Raw genomic sequence first — 14802 nt, 5'->3', positions numbered from 1 at the left:
GGTGGCAAGCTACTCCGCGGCGGTCGGGGCCGGGGCGCGCAGCGGGCGGGGCAGGTTGAAGACAATCCGCTCCTCCGCGACCGTGACATCCTCGGTCACCACGTCGAATCGTTCGCGCAGGCGGGCGATCACCTCCTCCACCAGCACCTCCGGCGCGCTGGCGCCGGCGGTGATGCCGATGGTGGAAAGGCCATCGGCCAGGCTGGGATCGAAGTCCCGCCCGCGCTGGATCAGCACGGCGCGCGGGCAGCCGGCCTTCTCCGCCACCTCCCGCAGCCGGACCGAGTTGGAGGAGTTCGGCGCACCCACCACCACGATCAGCTCGCAGCGCTCCGCGATGGCCTTCACCGCCGCCTGACGGTTCGTGGTCGCGTAGCAGATATCCTCCTTCACCGGGGCGGAGAGATGCGGGAAGCGCGCACGCAGCACGTCCAGCACCTCGGTCGTGTCGTCGATGGAAAGGGTGGTCTGGGTGGCATAGGCCAGCGGCCCCTCGGGCGGCTGCACGGTCGCGGCGGCCTCGGCATCCTCCACCAGGGTCACGCTGCCCTCCGGCAGCTGGCCCATGGTGCCGATCACCTCGGGGTGGCCGGCATGGCCGACCAGCAGGATATGGCTGCCGCCGGCATGGTGGCGCTCGGCTTCGCGGTGGACCTTGCTCACCAGCGGGCAGGTCGCGTCCAGGAAGAGCATCTGCCGGGCCTCCGCCGCGGCGGGGACCGACTTGGGCACGCCATGGGCGGAGAAGACGACGGGCTGGCCGTCATCCGGGATCTCGTCCAGCTCCTCGACGAAGACGGCGCCCTTGGCCTGCAGCCCTTCCACGACGAAGCGGTTATGGACGATCTCGTGCCGGACATAGACGGGCGCGCCCCAGCGATCGAGCGCCTGCTCGACGATCTTGATGGCGCGGTCCACCCCGGCGCAGAAGCCGCGCGGGCCGGCCAGCAGCACCTTCAGGGCAGGTCTGGGTGCCCCCTGGTTCATCGCCTCGGGCTGGTTTGCGATCTGGTCCATGGCGTGCCACTTGGTCCTTCGGTGCCGGCGAGAACAGCCCCTGGGCGGAGCGTGGGCGCGCCTTATCTAGCGGCCCGCGGCCCCGCCGCCCAGGGCCGGGATGCAGGCCCCCCGTGGCACCGGCCGAAACGGAGTGATCGCCTTGGTCCGAAGCACCTTCCTCGCCCTTTCAGCCCTTGTCGCGCTGGCCGGCTGCAATGGTGGGGCCACCCCGGCCGCCGGTCCCGCGCAGGCCGTGGCCGCCGGCCAGGCCCAGTGCCCCCGAGTCTCCGTGCTGGAGGAGGGGGCCGTGCTGACGCGCCACCGGGCCGGGGCACGACCGGGACCCCGGGCAGTGGAGCTGGAGGCCCGGCTGGCCGACATCCGGCCCCGCTGCGAGCTGGCGCCGCGGAATGCCGGGCTCGATGTCACGCTGGTGGTGCAGGTCCAGGCCCAGCGGGGCCCGGCCCTGGCCGGGAGGGAGGCCGAGTTGCCCTATTTCATCGCGGTCACGGATGCCGAGGGCGGGCGCGTCCTGAATCGCGGCTCGGACAGCCTGCGGGTGAGCTTCGGCGGCGATGGGCGTGCCACGGCGGAGGGGGAGGAGATGATGGTCCGCATCCCCGGCGACCCGCGGCTGGCGGCGGAGCGGGTGATCCTGGTTGGCTTCCAGCTGACGCCGGAGCAGCTGGAAGCCAATCGCCGCCGGGCCGGGCGCTAGAAGGAAGGCGGAGGCGGCCGCCTCCGCCTGGATCCGGGCCTACCAGGGCGTGAAATCCGTCTCCGGCGTGATGCGGCGGCAATAGGCCGCCAGCAGCCGGGCAGCATTCTCCAGGTCGGTCAGGCTCAGCACCTCGCAAGGTGTGTGCATGTAGCGCAGGGGAATGCCGACCAGGGCGGTGGCCATGCCCGCGCCATTGATCTGCATGGCGTTGGCATCCGTGGGCGTGCTGCCCGGCGCGATCCGGATCTGGTGGGGGATGTCGTCCTCCCGCGCGGACCTGCATAGCAGATCGAACACCACAGGGTTCGTGTTGGCGCCGCGCAGGATGCTCGGCCCCTTCCCGACATCCAGCCGGCCATACTCCGCGGGGCTGACGCCGGGATAGTCGATGGCGTGCTCCATATCGACCGCGATGCCGGTCTGCGGCTTGATCCAGGTCGCTGAGGTCTGCGCCCCGCGCGAGCCGATCTCCTCCTGCACGGTGCCCAGGCCATAGACGCCGACCCCCGGCCGTAGCCCGCCCTCCTGCTTCAGCAGGCGCATGGCTTCCGCCACGATGAAGAGACCGGCCTTGTTGTCGAAAGCGCGGGCCACCGCGCGGTCGCCCAGCAGTTGCTGGAAGTCGTGCTGGAAGGTGGCGACATCACCGAGCCGGACCACCTCCTCCGCCTCGGCGCGGGATGCGGCGCCGATATCGATCCACATCTCGCTGATCTTCGGCTTGCTCTTGAGCTCATCGGGGCCGAGGAGATGGATCGCCTTCCGGCCGATCGCGCCGGGGATACGCCGCTTGCCATGCACCCAGACCGTCTGGCCGACCGGTATCGCGCTGTCATGCCCGCCGATGGTGCTGAAATGGAGGAGGCCTTCCTCGCTGATGTGGTGGATGATGAATCCGATCTCATCCATATGCCCGGCCAGCATGATCCGCATCGGCGCCTCCGGGTTCAGGATGGCCGAGACATTGCCATGCACATCGGTCTTGATGTCGTCCACATGCTCCCGGGCATAGTCGCGGTAGAGCTTCGCGACCTCGTGCTCGAAGCCGCTGGGCGAGGGCGCGTTGATGAGCGCTTCCAGGAAGCGGAGTGACTGTTCGCGCATGGTCTGGGCATTCTCCCGAGTCAGACAGCGCGGTTCCGCTCGCGCCTGCCCCGGAAGGGCAAACTCGCGGCGCGGGGTTGGGGTTGGGGCTGCTGCGGAAAAGAGCTCCTCCCGGATCGGGGAGGGGCGGCTCGGCCAGGGCGCCGATTCCGCCCGGCGCCGCGCGATCACGGTTGCGCGCGGCGGCGCATTCGGGCACCACTCTCCCACCCGCTGATCCCGCGCGGGAGAGAGGGGCGACCACCCCCGCCGAAGGCGCAACCGGCCCCCGGAAACGCTCAGGCAGAAGGACCGCGTGGGGAAGGGGCCTCTGGAAAGCCCAGGACCCGCAAGGGAACTGGCACCGACGGAGTAAAGGAAGCCCTGCTTCCTGAATCTCTCAGGTCTCGGGACAGAGGGGGGCCACGATCTGAACCGGCCGCATCCGCGGCCCTGGGGGATGCGTGGCCGATACCGAATCCTTGCTTGAAACGCCGCTGGCCGGCCTGCACCGCGAGATCGGCGGGCGCATGGTGGGCTTCGCGGGCTATGCCATGCCGGTTCAGTACCCGGCCGGCATCATCGCCGAGCACCAGGCCTGCCGCGCGGGCGCCGCGCTGTTCGATGTCTCCCATATGGGCCAGGCGGAGCTGCGCGGCGAAGGCGCCGCGGCCGCGCTGGAGCGCGTGACGCCCGCCGAGATCCAGGCCCTGAAGCCCGGCCGCCAGCGCTACGCCCTGCTGATGAACGAGTCGGGCGGCATCATCGACGACTTCATGGTCGCCAATCTGGGGGACCGCCTCTTCCTGGTGGTGAACGCCTCACGCAAGGCCATGGATTTCCAGGAGATCGGCGCCGCCCTGCCGGCTGGGGTGAGCATCGTGCCCCGGCCCGACCGGGCCCTGCTGGCCCTGCAGGGGCCGGGCGCCGAGGCCATGCTGGCGCCGCTGGCGGAAGGCAACGTGGCCGCCATGCCCTTCATGGGAGTGCTGGAGAGCCCGGTGGCCGGGGTTCCGGCCCTCATCACCCGTTCCGGCTATACGGGCGAGGACGGGTTCGAGATCGGCATTCCCGCCGAGGGCGCGGAGAAGGTGGCCCGTGCCCTGCTGGCCGCCGGTGCCAGCCCGGCGGGGCTGGGCGCGCGGGACAGCCTGCGGCTGGAAGCCGGGCTGCCCCTCTATGGCCAGGATATCGACGAGACCACCTCTCCGGTGGAGGCGGCGCTGACCTTCAGCCTCGGCAAGCGCCGCCGGATCGCCTGGGACTTCCGCGGCGCGGAGAGGGTGCGGGAGGAGCTGGACAGCGGCCCCAAGCGCCTGCGCGTCGGCATCCTGCCGGATGGCCGCCAGCCCGCCCGGGCGCATACGGAGATCGCGCTCGGTGGTTCGACCATCGGCGAGGTGACCTCGGGCGGCTTCGGCCCCTCCCTGAACGCGCCGGTCGCCATGGGCTATGTGGCCCGCGCCCATGCGGGCGATGGCACGGCGCTTGAACTCATGGTGCGCGGCCGGGCCATCCCCGCCCGAATCGCCCCCACCCCCTTCGTTCCCCATCGCTACAAGCGCACCGCAGGAGCCTCTGCATGAGCCAGACCCGTTTCGCCGAGAGCCACGAATGGGTCCGCCTGGATGGCGAGACCGCGGTGGTCGGCATTTCCGACCATGCCCAGAACGCGCTGGGCGACGTGGTCTTCGTGGACCTGCCGGAGGTCGGCCGCGAGGTGGAGGCCGGTGAATCCGTGGCGGTGGTGGAGAGCGTGAAGGCCGCATCCGACATCTATGCGCCGATCGCGGGCACCATCGCCGCGGTGAATGCCGCACTGGTGGACAATCCCGGCCAGGTGAACAGCGACCCGATGGGCGAGGGCTGGTTCTTCACCATCACGCCGCGCGATGCGGGGGATATCGGCAAGCTGATGGATGCCGATGCCTATGCCCGCCATGCGGAGGCGGGGCATTGAGCGCGCTCGACCAGCTCGCGGCGCTCGAGGAAACCGCCGCCTTCGCCAGCCGGCATATCGGGCCCAGCGAGGAGCAGGTGGCCGCGATGCTGCGTGTCGTCGGCGCTGAGAGCCTGGAGGCCCTGGCCGCCCGCACAGTGCCCGCCGGCATCCGCGACAGCCACCTGGACGCGCTGCCCCCGCCGGTGGGCGAGGCGGCCGCGATCGCCGAGCTGCGCGCCATTTCCGAGAAGAACGCGCGGGTGAAGTCGCTGATCGGCTGCGGCTATCACGGCACCCACACGCCCCCGGTGATCCTGCGCAACGTGCTGGAAAATCCGGGCTGGTACACGGCCTACACGCCCTATCAGGCGGAACTCGCCCAGGGGCGGCTGGAAGCGCTGCTGAACTTCCAGACCATGGTCTGCGACCTGACCGGGCTCCCGGTCGCCAATGCTTCCCTTCTTGATGAGGCGACGGCGGCGGCGGAGGCGATGGCGCTGGCCCTGGCCTCCTACAAGGGCAAGTCCACCACGCTGGTGGCGGCGCCGGACCTGCACCCGCAGACCCTGGCCGTGCTGCGCACCCGCGCCGAGCCGCTGGGCATCGCGATCCATGTCACGGATGACGCTTCGGCCCTTGCCGCGCTGAAGCCCTTCGCCGTCGTGCTCTCCTATCCCGGCACCACGGGCGAGGTGCGCGACATCGCCCCCGCCATCGCCGCCGCCCAGGCGGCGGGCGCGCTGGCCATCGTCGCGGCCGATATCCTTGCGCTCACCATCCTCACCCCGCCCGGCGAGATGGGCGCGGATGTGGTGGTGGGCAGCACGCAGCGCTTCGGCGTGCCGATGGGATATGGCGGCCCGCACGCGGCCTTCATGGCGGTGAAGGATGCCTATAAGCGCCTGATGCCGGGCCGGCTGGTGGGCGTTTCCGTCGATGCCGCCGGGCGCCCGGCCATGCGCCTGGCGCTCCAGACCCGCGAGCAGCATATCCGCCGCGAGAAGGCGACGAGCAATATCTGCACCGCCCAGGTGCTGCTGGCCGTGATGGCGAGCATGTATGCCGTGTGGCACGGGCCGGAGGGGCTGACCCGCATCGCCCGCCGCACGCATCTCCTGGCGAGCCTTCTGGCCGATGCGGCCATCCGCGCGGGCTTCACCCTGCGGCATGAGAGCTTCTTCGACACGGTGGCGATCGAGGCGGGGGCCAGGGCCGATGCGCTGATGGCCGCCGGGCTGAAGGCCGGCTTCAACCTGCGCCGCGTGGACCAGGGCTGCGTCTCCATCGCGCTGGACGAGACGGTGACGCGCCAGGACCTGATCGCGCTGGACACCGCCCTCTGCGAGGCGGCGGGGCATGAGCGCGTGGGGCTGGGCGAGCTCACCGTGGCGGAGCGGCTTCCGGCCGCGCTGGCGCGCCGCACGCCCTTCCTCACCGCCGCGGTCTTCCGTGCGCATCATTCCGAGCACGCGATGCTGCGCTACCTCAAGAAGCTTGAGGACAAGGATGTCGCGCTGAACCGCAGCATGATCCCGCTGGGATCCTGCACGATGAAGCTGAACGCGACGGCGGAGATGATCCCGGTCACCTTCCCCGGTTTCTCCGACATCCATCCCTTCGCGCCCGCCAACCAGGCGCGCGGCTATATCGAGATGATCAAGCGTCTCGAAGCCTGGCTTTGCGCCTGCACGGGCTTCGCGGCCGTCTCGCTGCAGCCGAATGCGGGCAGCCAGGGCGAATATGCCGGGCTTCTGGCGATCCGCGCCTATCACAGGGCGCGGGGCGAGGGGCATCGCGATATCTGCCTCATCCCGTCCTCCGCGCATGGCACCAACCCGGCCTCGGCCGTGATGGCCGGCATGCGCGTCGTGGTGGTGGGCTGCGACCGCCAGGGCAATGTCGATCTCGACGACCTCCGCGTGAAGATCGACCAGCACGCGGCGAATCTCTCCGCGCTGATGGTCACCTATCCCAGCACGCATGGCGTGTTCGAGGAGGCGATCCGCGAGATCTGCGGCGCCGTTCATGCGGCGGGCGGGCAGGTGTACATGGATGGCGCCAACATGAACGCGCAGCTGGGCCTCACCAGCCCCGCCGCGATCGGCGCCGATGTCTGCCACCTGAACCTGCACAAGACCTTCTGCATCCCGCATGGCGGCGGTGGGCCGGGCGTGGGGCCGATCGGCGTGGCGGCGCATCTGGCGCCGCATCTGCCGAACCACCCGATGCTGGCCGAGGCCGGGCCGGAGACAGGCTTCGGCCCTGTTTCCGCCGCGCCCTTCGGCAGCGCCAGCATCCTGCCCATCTCCTATGCCTATATCCGCATGATGGGCGCGGCCGGACTGACGCGGGCGACGCAGGTGGCGATCCTCAACGCCAACTACGTGGCCAAGCGCCTGGATGGCCATTTCCCCGTGCTGTATCGCGGCAAGGAGGGGATGGTGGCGCATGAATGCATCCTCGACTGCCGCGGCTTCCAGCAGGGCGGCGGCGTGCTGGTGGAGGACATCGCCAAGCGCCTGCAGGATTACGGCTTCCACGCCCCGACCATGTCCTGGCCGGTGGCGGGCACGCTGATGGTGGAGCCCACCGAGAGCGAGCCGCAGGAGGAGCTGGACCGCTTCATCGACGCCATGGTCGCCATCCGCGCCGAGATCCGCGCGGTGGAGCAGGGCAGGGCGGACAAGCAGGACAACCCGCTGAAGAACGCCCCGCACACCGCAGAGGAGGTCACGGCGGAGAACTGGTCCCACGCCTATTCCCGCCAGGAAGCGGCCTTCCCGCTGCCCTGGATCGCGGCCCACAAGTACTGGCCGCCGGTGAAGCGCGTGGACAATGTCTATGGCGACCGCAACCTCGCCTGCACCTGTGCGCCGCTGGAAGCGTATCAGGACGCGCCGAAGGTCGCGGCGGAGTAGCATCCGGTGCCCGGCCGGCGGTCATTCCGCCGGCCGGTCCCGCTTTCGCCCCCGTGCTGATCTTTCGCCAGGCTTGCATGCAGCCCTGGCGAGCTTCTTCCGGCATGCTCCCGCGCCATGAGCGATTCGCAGCCGCCAACCAGTCCGCCCCTCTGGGAGGTTCTCTCCTCCCGCACGGTGCTCCAGGACCGCTGGATCCATGTCACGGCGGATGCCGTGCGGGACTCCAAGGGCAATGTGCTCGATCCCTTCTACAGCCTCTCCTATCCGGACTGGGTGCATGTGGTGGCGATCACGCCGGCGGATGAGCTGGTGCTGGTGCGCCAGTACCGCCACGGCGCCCAGGCCTGGACGCTGGAGCTGCCCGCCGGCGCGGTGGACAAGGCCGACGGCGACCCCACCCTGGCCGCCGCGCGCGAGCTGCGGGAGGAGACGGGTTATTCCGCGCCCGAGTTCCGCTACCTCCACTCGCTCAGCCCCAACACGGCCACCCATCGCAACCGCGCGCACACGGTGCTGGCGCTGGACGCCACCCTCACCCATGCCACGGCGCATGAGGTGGGGGAGGACATCACGGTGGAGCTCTGGCCGCTCGCGCGGCTGCTCTCCGAACTCGGGAGCGGGGTCCTGCCCCAGGCCATGCACACCGCTTCCCTGCTGCTGGCGCTGAAGGCCGCCGGCCGGATCGACCTCACGCTGAAGGACAAGCCATGAGCGAGCTGCGCATCGTTCCGCTCGAAGAGCGGCACCACGAGGACTGGAACCGGCTCTATGCCGGCTATGCGGAATTCTACCGCGTGACCCAGACCCAGGAGATGCGCGACCGCGTCTGGTCCTGGATCCACGATCCCGGACACGAGACCAGGGCCTTCGTGGCCGAGGACGCGAATGGCCGTGCCGTGGGCCTGGCCCATTACCGGCCCTTCGCCCGCCCGCTTTCCGCAACGACCGGCGGCTATCTGGACGATCTCTTCGTCGATCCCCAGATGAGGGGCCAGCGCGTGGCCGACGCGCTCATCGCAGCCCTTGCCGAGGAAGGCCGCCGTCGCGGCTGGAGCGTCATCCGTTGGATCACAGCCGAGGACAACTACCGCGGTCGCGCGGTGTACGACCGCGTGGCGAAGCTCACGCCCTGGCGGACCTACGACATCGCCCTCTAGCACGCCGGGCGCTGCTCGCGGCGCCCGCCCTGCTGCCCTTCCTGGCGGCGCCGGGCTGCGCCGCCGCTCCTTCGGCCGTATCCCGGCCGGGGGAGGCCCGCATCACCGAATCCCGAACTGTCTGGCGCGACGCCGCGCGTGCGCGCGACATTCCCGTCCTCATCCGTGAGCCGGCGGGCAGCGGCCCCGCGCCCACGGTCTTCATCTCCCACGGCCTCGGCGGCTCGCGCGAAGGCCTGGCCTATCTCGGCCGGGCGCTTGCCGAGAACGGCTATCTCGCCATCCATCTCCAGCATATCGGCTCGGATGACAGCCTCTGGCGCGGGGGCGGGGACCGGATGGTGGGGCTGGCGGCCGGGGCGCTGAACGTGCAGGCGGCACTGGACCGGCTGCTGGACGTGAAGTTCGCGCTGGACAACCTGCCCCGGCGCGCCGACCCGGAGCGCCTGGCCGTTGCCGGCCATTCCTTCGGCGCCTGGACCGTGCAGCACATGCTGGGCGAGCGCCTGCCGGGCGGCGACCGCGGCCTGGGCCTGCCCGATCCGCGCCTCAAGGCCGGGGTGGCGCTTTCCCCCATTCCCGCCATCGGCCTGCCCCCGCGCCTGGCCTATGGCGGCTTCGCCGTGCCGATGCTGCACATCACGGGCACCGAGGACCACGGCTTCATCGAGGGCATCCGCGCCCCCGCCCGCCGCGCACCCTTCGAGCAATCCACCAATCCCGGCGCGCTCGTCGTGCTGGCCGGTGCCCTCCATGCATCCTTCGCGGATGAGCAGGAGGCCGGCGGGCGCTATGCCGAGAGCACCTACCACGCCCGCGCCGCTTCCCTGTCGGTCACCTTCCTCGATGCCGTGCTGCGCGGGGATGCGGCGGATCGGGCGGTGCTGCGCAACGGCGCCACGGGGCTGCTGGGGCCGGGCGATACCTTCGTCTCGCGCGGGCTGTAATTCCCGGCCAGGGCGCGAGACCGCGCCTACCCCCTTCCCCCCGCCGCCGAGCCCGGCGATTCTGCGGGGCCAGGGAAGGACCAGACCATGCCACGTCCACGTTATGATCTCGCCGGCCGCGCCGCGCTGGTGACCGGTGCCGCCTCCGGCATCGGCCTGGCCGCCGCGCAGGAACTGGCCGCGAATGGCTGCGCCGTGGCGGTGAACTTCCTGCCCGGCGATCCGCGCGGGCCCGAGGCTGTCGCCGCCATCCGCGCCACGGGAGCGACCGCCGTGGAAGCCCCGGGTGCCATCGGCAGCGGAGAGGAAGCGGCCATGGTGCAGGCCGCCGTGGCCGCGCTGGGCCGGCTGGACCTGCTGGTGAACAATGCCGGCACGCCCGGCGCCAGCCGCACCATCCCGGGGAATGCGCTGGACGAGATCACCGACGATCTCTGGGACCGCATCCTGGACACGAATCTCGTCGGCCTGTTCCGCGCCACCCGCGCGGCGGTGCCGGCGCTGCGGGAAACGCGCGGCGCGGTGGTGAACATCGCCTCCGTGGCCGGGCTTTCGGGCCGTGGCTCCTCCATGGCCTATGCCTCCAGCAAGGCGGGGGTGATCGCGCTGACCAAGCATCTGGCGCGGGGCCTGGGGCCGGAGGTGCGCGTGAACGCCGTGGCGCCGGGCGCGGTGGACAGCACCTGGCAGATCGAGTGGACCGATGCGCAGCGGGCGCAATCGATCCAGAACTGCCCCATGGGCCGCCGCTGCGTGCCGGAGGATATCGCGGAGGCCATTCTCTTCCTGGGCTGCGCGGGCTCTATGATCACCGGGCAGACCCTGGTGGTGGATGGAGGCCTGATTCTCTAGATGGCGCGCCGGATGGCCCCGCGGCCGGATTTCTCGCTGGAAGCCGCGCATCCCGGCCCCGTGGCCGGGGTGGACGAGGCCGGGCGCGGCCCGCTCGCCGGACCGGTGCTGGCCGCTGCCGTGATCTTCCCCGGCCAGCCGCCGGAGGAACTGGCCGCGCTCCTGGATGACAGCAAGCGGCTGGATGCCGCGAAGCGGGAAGCGGCCTATGCCGCCCTGATCGGGGCCCGGGCGGCCGGCACCGCGCTGATCAGCGTCGGCGCCGCCAGCGCGGGGGAGATCGGGCGGCTGAACATCCTGCGGGCGACGCATCTCGCCATGCTCCGCGCCGTCTCCCGCCTGCCGGTGGCGCCGAGCCTGGCCCTGGTGGACGGCAATGCTCCGCCGCGCCTGGGCTGCGCGGTGCGCTGCGTGGTGGGCGGAGACGGGCTCTCCCTTTCCATTGCCGCTGCATCGATCATGGCCAAGGTTGTGCGGGACCGGGCCATGGCGCGGCTCGGTGCGCGCTGGCCGGATTACGGCTTCGCGCGCCATGCTGGCTATCCGACGCCGGCGCATCGGGAAGCCCTGGCGCGGCTGGGCCCGACGCCGCATCATCGGCGCGGATTCAGCCCCGTCGATCAAGCCGTTCTGGCGCTTTCTTGACCCGAAACTTGACCGGGCGACTCGGCCATGGGCATCTTGCCGCGGGGGCAGGGCCCGGCGCGACGCGGGGGCGTGGCGCCGCGACCGGCGATTTACCGGGGGATGTGGTGCGCGTGGGAACGACGGGTCTGGACCTGCCGCTGGACAGCGTGCTGCGCGGAGACTGCATCGAGAGCCTGAAGCGGCTGCCGCCGGCCTCGGTGCACGCCATCTTTGCCGATCCGCCCTACAACCTGCAGCTCAAGGGTTCGCTGCGCCGTCCGGACGACAGCCTCGTCGACGCGGTGGACGACGAGTGGGACCGGTTCGACGACCTCGCCACCTATGACCGCTTCACGCGCGAATGGCTGACCGAATGCCGCCGCGTGCTGCGGCGGGACGGCACCATCTGGGTGATGGGCTCCTACCACAACATCTTCCGCCTCGGCGTCGCGCTGCAGGATCTCGGCTTCTGGATCCTGAACGACGTGGTCTGGCGCAAGTCCAACCCCATGCCGAATTTCCGCGGCCGCCGCTTCACCAACGCGCATGAGACCCTGATCTGGGCCGCGCGTGGGGAGGAGAGCCGCTACCGCTTCAACTACGCCGCCATGAAGGCGATGAACGACGACAAGCAGATGCGGAGCGACTGGCTCATCCCGCTCTGCACCGGCCATGAGCGGCTGCGCGGAGAGGATGGCGCCAAGCTGCATCCGACCCAGAAGCCGGAGGCGCTGCTGCACCGGGTGATCCTCTCCTGCACCGCGCCGGGCGAGGTGGTGCTGGATCCCTTCCTCGGCACCGGTACCACCGCCGCCGTCGCGAAGCGCCTGGGGCGCCGCTATATCGGGCTGGAGCGCGACCCCGGCTATGCCGATGCCGCCGAGGCGCGGCTGGCCGGGATCGAGCCCCTGCCGGAGAGCATCGCCCTTTCCCTGCCCGCCAAGCGCGAGCAGCCCCGCATTCCCTTCGGCGCCCTGGTGGAGCGCGGGCTGGTGCCGCCCGGCACGAAGCTGTGGGACCGCCACCGCCGCTGGCAGGCCGAGGTGGGTGCCGATGCCACGCTGCGCTGCGGCCGCATCACCGGCAGCATCCACCAGGTCGGCGCCGCCGTGCAGGAGGCGCCCTCCTGCAATGGCTGGACCTTCTGGCATATCGAGCGCCGGGACGGCACGCTGCGGGTGATCGACGAACTCCGGGCGGAGCTGGCACCGGGGTCCTGAGCCCCGCTCCACTCCCCCGCTCTGTTCCACGGAACGTTTTCAACTTCCGCCCCGATATGGCAGCCTGCCCGGCATCATGCTTCCCGATCCGAAGTCCGGCGCCGGCCGGGGCGATCCGATCCGCGACCCCGAGCGCCTGGAAGCGCTGCGCCGCACCGGCCTGCTCGACACCCCGCCCGAGGAGGTGTTCGACCGGCTGACCCGGCTCGTCTGCCGCCTGCTGGGCGTGCCCGTGGCCCTGGTCTCGCTGGTCGAGGCGGAGCGCCAGTTCTTCAAGAGCGCGGTGGGCCTGCCGGAGGTCTGGGCGATCCGGCGCGAAACCCCGCTCTCCCACTCCTTCTGCCAGCATGTGGTGGCCAGCGGCGCGCCGCTGATGGTGCAGGATGCGGGGCGTCATCCTCTGGTCTGCGACAACCTGGCGATCCCCGATCTCGGCGTGGTCGCCTATCTCGGCATGCCCCTCACCACGCCGGAGGGCCATGTCCTCGGGTCCCTCTGCGCCATCGACACGGTGCCGCGGGACTGGACCACTGCCGATGCCGCCGCGCTGCGCGACCTGGCGGCCATGGCCGTGGGTGAGATCTCCATGAGGCGGTTGGCTCAGGAGCTGCGCGGACGGGCGGCGCAGGAGGTGGCGGAAGCGGCCCCCCCGGGATGGCAGGAACGTGCCGGCCCGCTGGAGGCGTTGGGGCAGCTCGCCGGCGGCGTGGCGCATGATTTCGCCCGCCTGCTTCAGGCCGTGCGCAGCGGCGTGCAGATGGCAGCCGCCCAAATTGAGGAGAACCCGGCCGCCGCGCGCCAGCTCCTGGGCATGGTGGATGGGGTGGCGCAGCGCGGCGCCTCCGTCACCGACCTGCTTCTCTCCTTCACGCGCCAGGGCGCGCTGGGCCTGCAGCGCGTGCGGCCCGCCGCCCTGTTCCAGGAACTGGCCGAGGCGCTGGCGCCCCCGCCAGGCGGCCCGCTGCAGGTGGTGATCGAGGCGCCGCCGGACCTGCCCGCCCTGCTGACCGACCGGGGGGAGCTGGAGGCCGTGCTGGCCCATCTGGCCGGCAATGCGCGGGATGCCATGCCGGGCGGCGGCACCCTCACCTTTTCCGCCACGCCGGACGAGGTGGCGCCGGGTGCGGATCATCCCGCATCGCTGCGGCCGGGCCGCTATCTGCGCCTCGGCGTGGCCGATACGGGTGCGGGGATGGATGCGGATACCCTGGCGCGGGCCATGGAACCCTTCTTCACCACGAAGGATGGCTGCACCGGGCTCGGCCTTTCCATGGCGCGGGACTATGCCGAGGGGGCCGGCGGGGCGCTCTCGATCGCGAGCGGGGCAGGGCAGGGAACACGCGTGACGCTCTGGCTGCCCTGGGCCGGGCGGCAGGGGGGCCGACCCGTCTAGGCCAGCCCCGGCCATTCCTGCCGCAGCACCGCCAGCACCAGGTCCCGCGCCGGGTTTTCCGCCTCTGTCCAGGCGAGCAGCAGGTCGGCCGTCAGGGGCGGCGTGCCGCGCAGCGGGCGCAGAGCCACGTCCAGCGGCCGCAGCCGCTCGGCCGCCTGGGGCACCAGGGCGAAGCCGATCCCGGCGCCGACCAGGGCCAGGATGGAATGCGTCTGGCTGAGATGCTGCATCCGCCCCGGCGTCACCCCGGCCAGCCGCAGCACGGAGAGCACCAGGTCGTGCAGGTAGCGCCCCTCCACGGGCGGATAGGTGATGAGGGGCTGGCCATCCAGCGCCGCGGGATCGACCGATGCCTGCTCCGCCAGGGGATGGTCCAGCGGCAGGGCCAGCAGCATCGGCTCCCGCTCCAGCCGCAGGGCGCGGAGGTCGGGGCCGGTGGCGGGCGGGCGCAGCAGCCCGGCATCGATCCGGCCGGCGCGCAGCGCGCTCAACTGCTCCTGCGTGACCATTTCCCGCAGGTTCAGTTCGATCCCGGGCGCCCCCCGGCGGATGATGGAAACCAGGCGCGGCAGCACCGCGTAGCTCGATGCCGCGGTGAAGCCGAGCGTGATGCTGCCGACTTCTCCCTGCGCCACGCGCAGCGCCTCCTGCACCGCTCCTTCGGCCATGCGGAGCATGCGCCGCGACTGGTCCAGGAAGACCTGCCCGGCCGGGGTGAGCCGCACGGCGCGGCTGCTGCGATGGAACAGGGCGAAGCCCAGCTCATGCTCCAACACCTGGATCTGCCGGCTGAGGGGCGGCTGGGTCATGTTCAGCCGGGCGGCGGCGCGGCGGAAATGCAGCTCCTCCGCCACGGCGACGAAGCAGCGGAGCTGGCCCAGTTCGAACATTGATCCAGTTTGCGTATCGATTGATCTGCATTCAAGCTTGGACAAGCATC

General features: G+C 71.2%; 14 protein-coding genes and 2 riboswitches. Of the genes, 11 read left to right on the top strand and 3 right to left on the bottom strand.

Annotated elements, in window-relative coordinates; genetic code table 11:
• Positions 1–9: 9 nt before the first annotated feature.
• On the bottom strand, positions 10–1017 hold the full coding sequence (ispH, locus tag J8J14_RS01160) for a 4-hydroxy-3-methylbut-2-enyl diphosphate reductase (RefSeq protein WP_245215228.1): 1008 nt from the start codon (positions 1015–1017) through the stop codon (positions 10–12).
• A 142-nt stretch (positions 1018–1159) separates the two neighbouring features.
• Here ispH and J8J14_RS01155 point away from each other — a divergent pair, with 142 nt between their 5' ends.
• Positions 1160–1717, top strand: coding sequence for a hypothetical protein (locus tag J8J14_RS01155; RefSeq protein ID WP_209377572.1), 558 nt, complete (start codon positions 1160–1162; stop codon positions 1715–1717).
• Positions 1718–1756: 39 nt separating this feature from the next.
• On the opposite strand, the gene J8J14_RS01150 is transcribed toward J8J14_RS01155, so the two are convergent.
• Positions 1757–2824 carry a M42 family metallopeptidase gene (locus tag J8J14_RS01150; RefSeq protein WP_209377571.1) on the bottom strand — a complete coding sequence of 356 codons (1068 nt, stop codon included), beginning with the start codon at positions 2822–2824 and terminating at the stop codon, positions 1757–1759.
• Positions 2825–3038: 214 nt separating this feature from the next.
• A riboswitch (glycine riboswitch) is annotated at positions 3039–3128 on the top strand.
• A 3-nt stretch (positions 3129–3131) separates the two neighbouring features.
• Positions 3132–3222, top strand: a riboswitch (glycine riboswitch).
• Between the two features lie 45 nt (positions 3223–3267).
• On the opposite strand from J8J14_RS01150, the gene gcvT reads away from it, so the two are divergent.
• The 10 genes from gcvT (at position 3268) to J8J14_RS01100 (ending at position 13862) form a co-directional block, all read left to right on the top strand.
• Positions 3268–4389, top strand: coding sequence for a glycine cleavage system aminomethyltransferase GcvT (gene gcvT, locus J8J14_RS01145; RefSeq protein ID WP_209377570.1), 1122 nt, complete (start codon positions 3268–3270; stop codon positions 4387–4389).
• The gene (gcvH, locus tag J8J14_RS01140; RefSeq protein ID WP_209377569.1) at positions 4386–4763 is read left to right on the top strand and encodes a glycine cleavage system protein GcvH; all 378 of its coding nucleotides are present in this window, start codon (positions 4386–4388) and stop codon (positions 4761–4763) included. The genes gcvT and gcvH overlap by 4 nt, the downstream gene beginning before the upstream one ends.
• Positions 4760–7663, top strand: a complete 2904-nt coding sequence (gene gcvP, locus J8J14_RS01135; RefSeq protein WP_209377568.1) for an aminomethyl-transferring glycine dehydrogenase — start codon at positions 4760–4762, stop codon at positions 7661–7663. Before gcvH ends, gcvP begins: the two co-directional genes overlap by 4 nt.
• A 117-nt stretch (positions 7664–7780) precedes the next feature.
• The gene (locus J8J14_RS01130; protein WP_209377567.1) at positions 7781–8377 is read left to right on the top strand and encodes an NUDIX hydrolase; all 597 of its coding nucleotides are present in this window, start codon (positions 7781–7783) and stop codon (positions 8375–8377) included.
• The gene (locus J8J14_RS01125; RefSeq protein WP_209377566.1) at positions 8374–8823 is read left to right on the top strand and encodes a GNAT family N-acetyltransferase; all 450 of its coding nucleotides are present in this window, start codon (positions 8374–8376) and stop codon (positions 8821–8823) included. Before J8J14_RS01130 ends, J8J14_RS01125 begins: the two co-directional genes overlap by 4 nt.
• Complete coding sequence (locus J8J14_RS01120; RefSeq protein ID WP_245215226.1) at positions 8730–9770, top strand: alpha/beta hydrolase family protein; 1041 nt, start codon at positions 8730–8732, stop codon at positions 9768–9770. Before J8J14_RS01125 ends, J8J14_RS01120 begins: the two co-directional genes overlap by 94 nt.
• A gap of 87 nt (positions 9771–9857) precedes the next feature.
• Positions 9858–10622, top strand: coding sequence for an SDR family NAD(P)-dependent oxidoreductase (locus J8J14_RS01115; RefSeq protein ID WP_209377565.1), 765 nt, complete (start codon positions 9858–9860; stop codon positions 10620–10622).
• Complete coding sequence (locus J8J14_RS01110; RefSeq protein WP_245215225.1) at positions 10623–11267, top strand: ribonuclease HII; 645 nt, start codon at positions 10623–10625, stop codon at positions 11265–11267.
• Positions 11268–11380: 113 nt separating this feature from the next.
• A complete protein-coding gene (locus tag J8J14_RS01105) occupies positions 11381–12469 on the top strand; it encodes a site-specific DNA-methyltransferase (RefSeq protein WP_209377756.1) in 1089 nt (362 codons plus the stop codon).
• Positions 12470–12545: 76 nt separating this feature from the next.
• Complete coding sequence (locus J8J14_RS01100; protein WP_209377564.1) at positions 12546–13862, top strand: GAF domain-containing sensor histidine kinase; 1317 nt, start codon at positions 12546–12548, stop codon at positions 13860–13862.
• Here the strand turns inward: J8J14_RS01100 and J8J14_RS01095 are convergent.
• Positions 13859–14752, bottom strand: a complete 894-nt coding sequence (locus tag J8J14_RS01095; protein ID WP_209377563.1) for a LysR substrate-binding domain-containing protein — start codon at positions 14750–14752, stop codon at positions 13859–13861. The genes J8J14_RS01100 and J8J14_RS01095 overlap by 4 nt on opposite strands.
• Between the last annotated feature and the right edge of the window lie 50 nt (positions 14753–14802).

The sequence above is a fragment of the Pararoseomonas baculiformis genome, assembly GCF_017813395.1.
In the GTDB taxonomy this organism is placed as follows: domain Bacteria; phylum Pseudomonadota; class Alphaproteobacteria; order Acetobacterales; family Acetobacteraceae; genus Roseomonas; species Roseomonas baculiformis.
The sequence above is the reverse complement of the archived record's forward strand: the minus strand, read 5'-3'. Positions and strand labels throughout refer to the sequence as shown.

Bases quoted from the DNA above. Each gene is read 5' to 3' on its own strand.
- J8J14_RS01095 (WP_209377563.1), bottom strand. From the start codon at position 14,752: ATGTTCGAACTGGGCCAGCTCCGCTGCTTCGTCGCCGTGGCGGAGGAG.
- J8J14_RS01115 (WP_209377565.1), top strand. From the start codon at position 9,858: ATGCCACGTCCACGTTATGATCTCGCCGGCCGCGCCGCGCTGGTGACC.
- ispH (WP_245215228.1), bottom strand. From the start codon at position 1,017: ATGGACCAGATCGCAAACCAGCCCGAGGCGATGAACCAGGGGGCACCC.
- J8J14_RS01100 (WP_209377564.1), top strand. From the start codon at position 12,546: ATGCTTCCCGATCCGAAGTCCGGCGCCGGCCGGGGCGATCCGATCCGC.
- J8J14_RS01130 (WP_209377567.1), top strand. From the start codon at position 7,781: ATGAGCGATTCGCAGCCGCCAACCAGTCCGCCCCTCTGGGAGGTTCTC.
- J8J14_RS01110 (WP_245215225.1), top strand. From the start codon at position 10,623: ATGGCGCGCCGGATGGCCCCGCGGCCGGATTTCTCGCTGGAAGCCGCG.
- J8J14_RS01150 (WP_209377571.1), bottom strand. From the start codon at position 2,824: ATGCGCGAACAGTCACTCCGCTTCCTGGAAGCGCTCATCAACGCGCCC.
- J8J14_RS01125 (WP_209377566.1), top strand. From the start codon at position 8,374: ATGAGCGAGCTGCGCATCGTTCCGCTCGAAGAGCGGCACCACGAGGAC.
- gcvH (WP_209377569.1), top strand. From the start codon at position 4,386: ATGAGCCAGACCCGTTTCGCCGAGAGCCACGAATGGGTCCGCCTGGAT.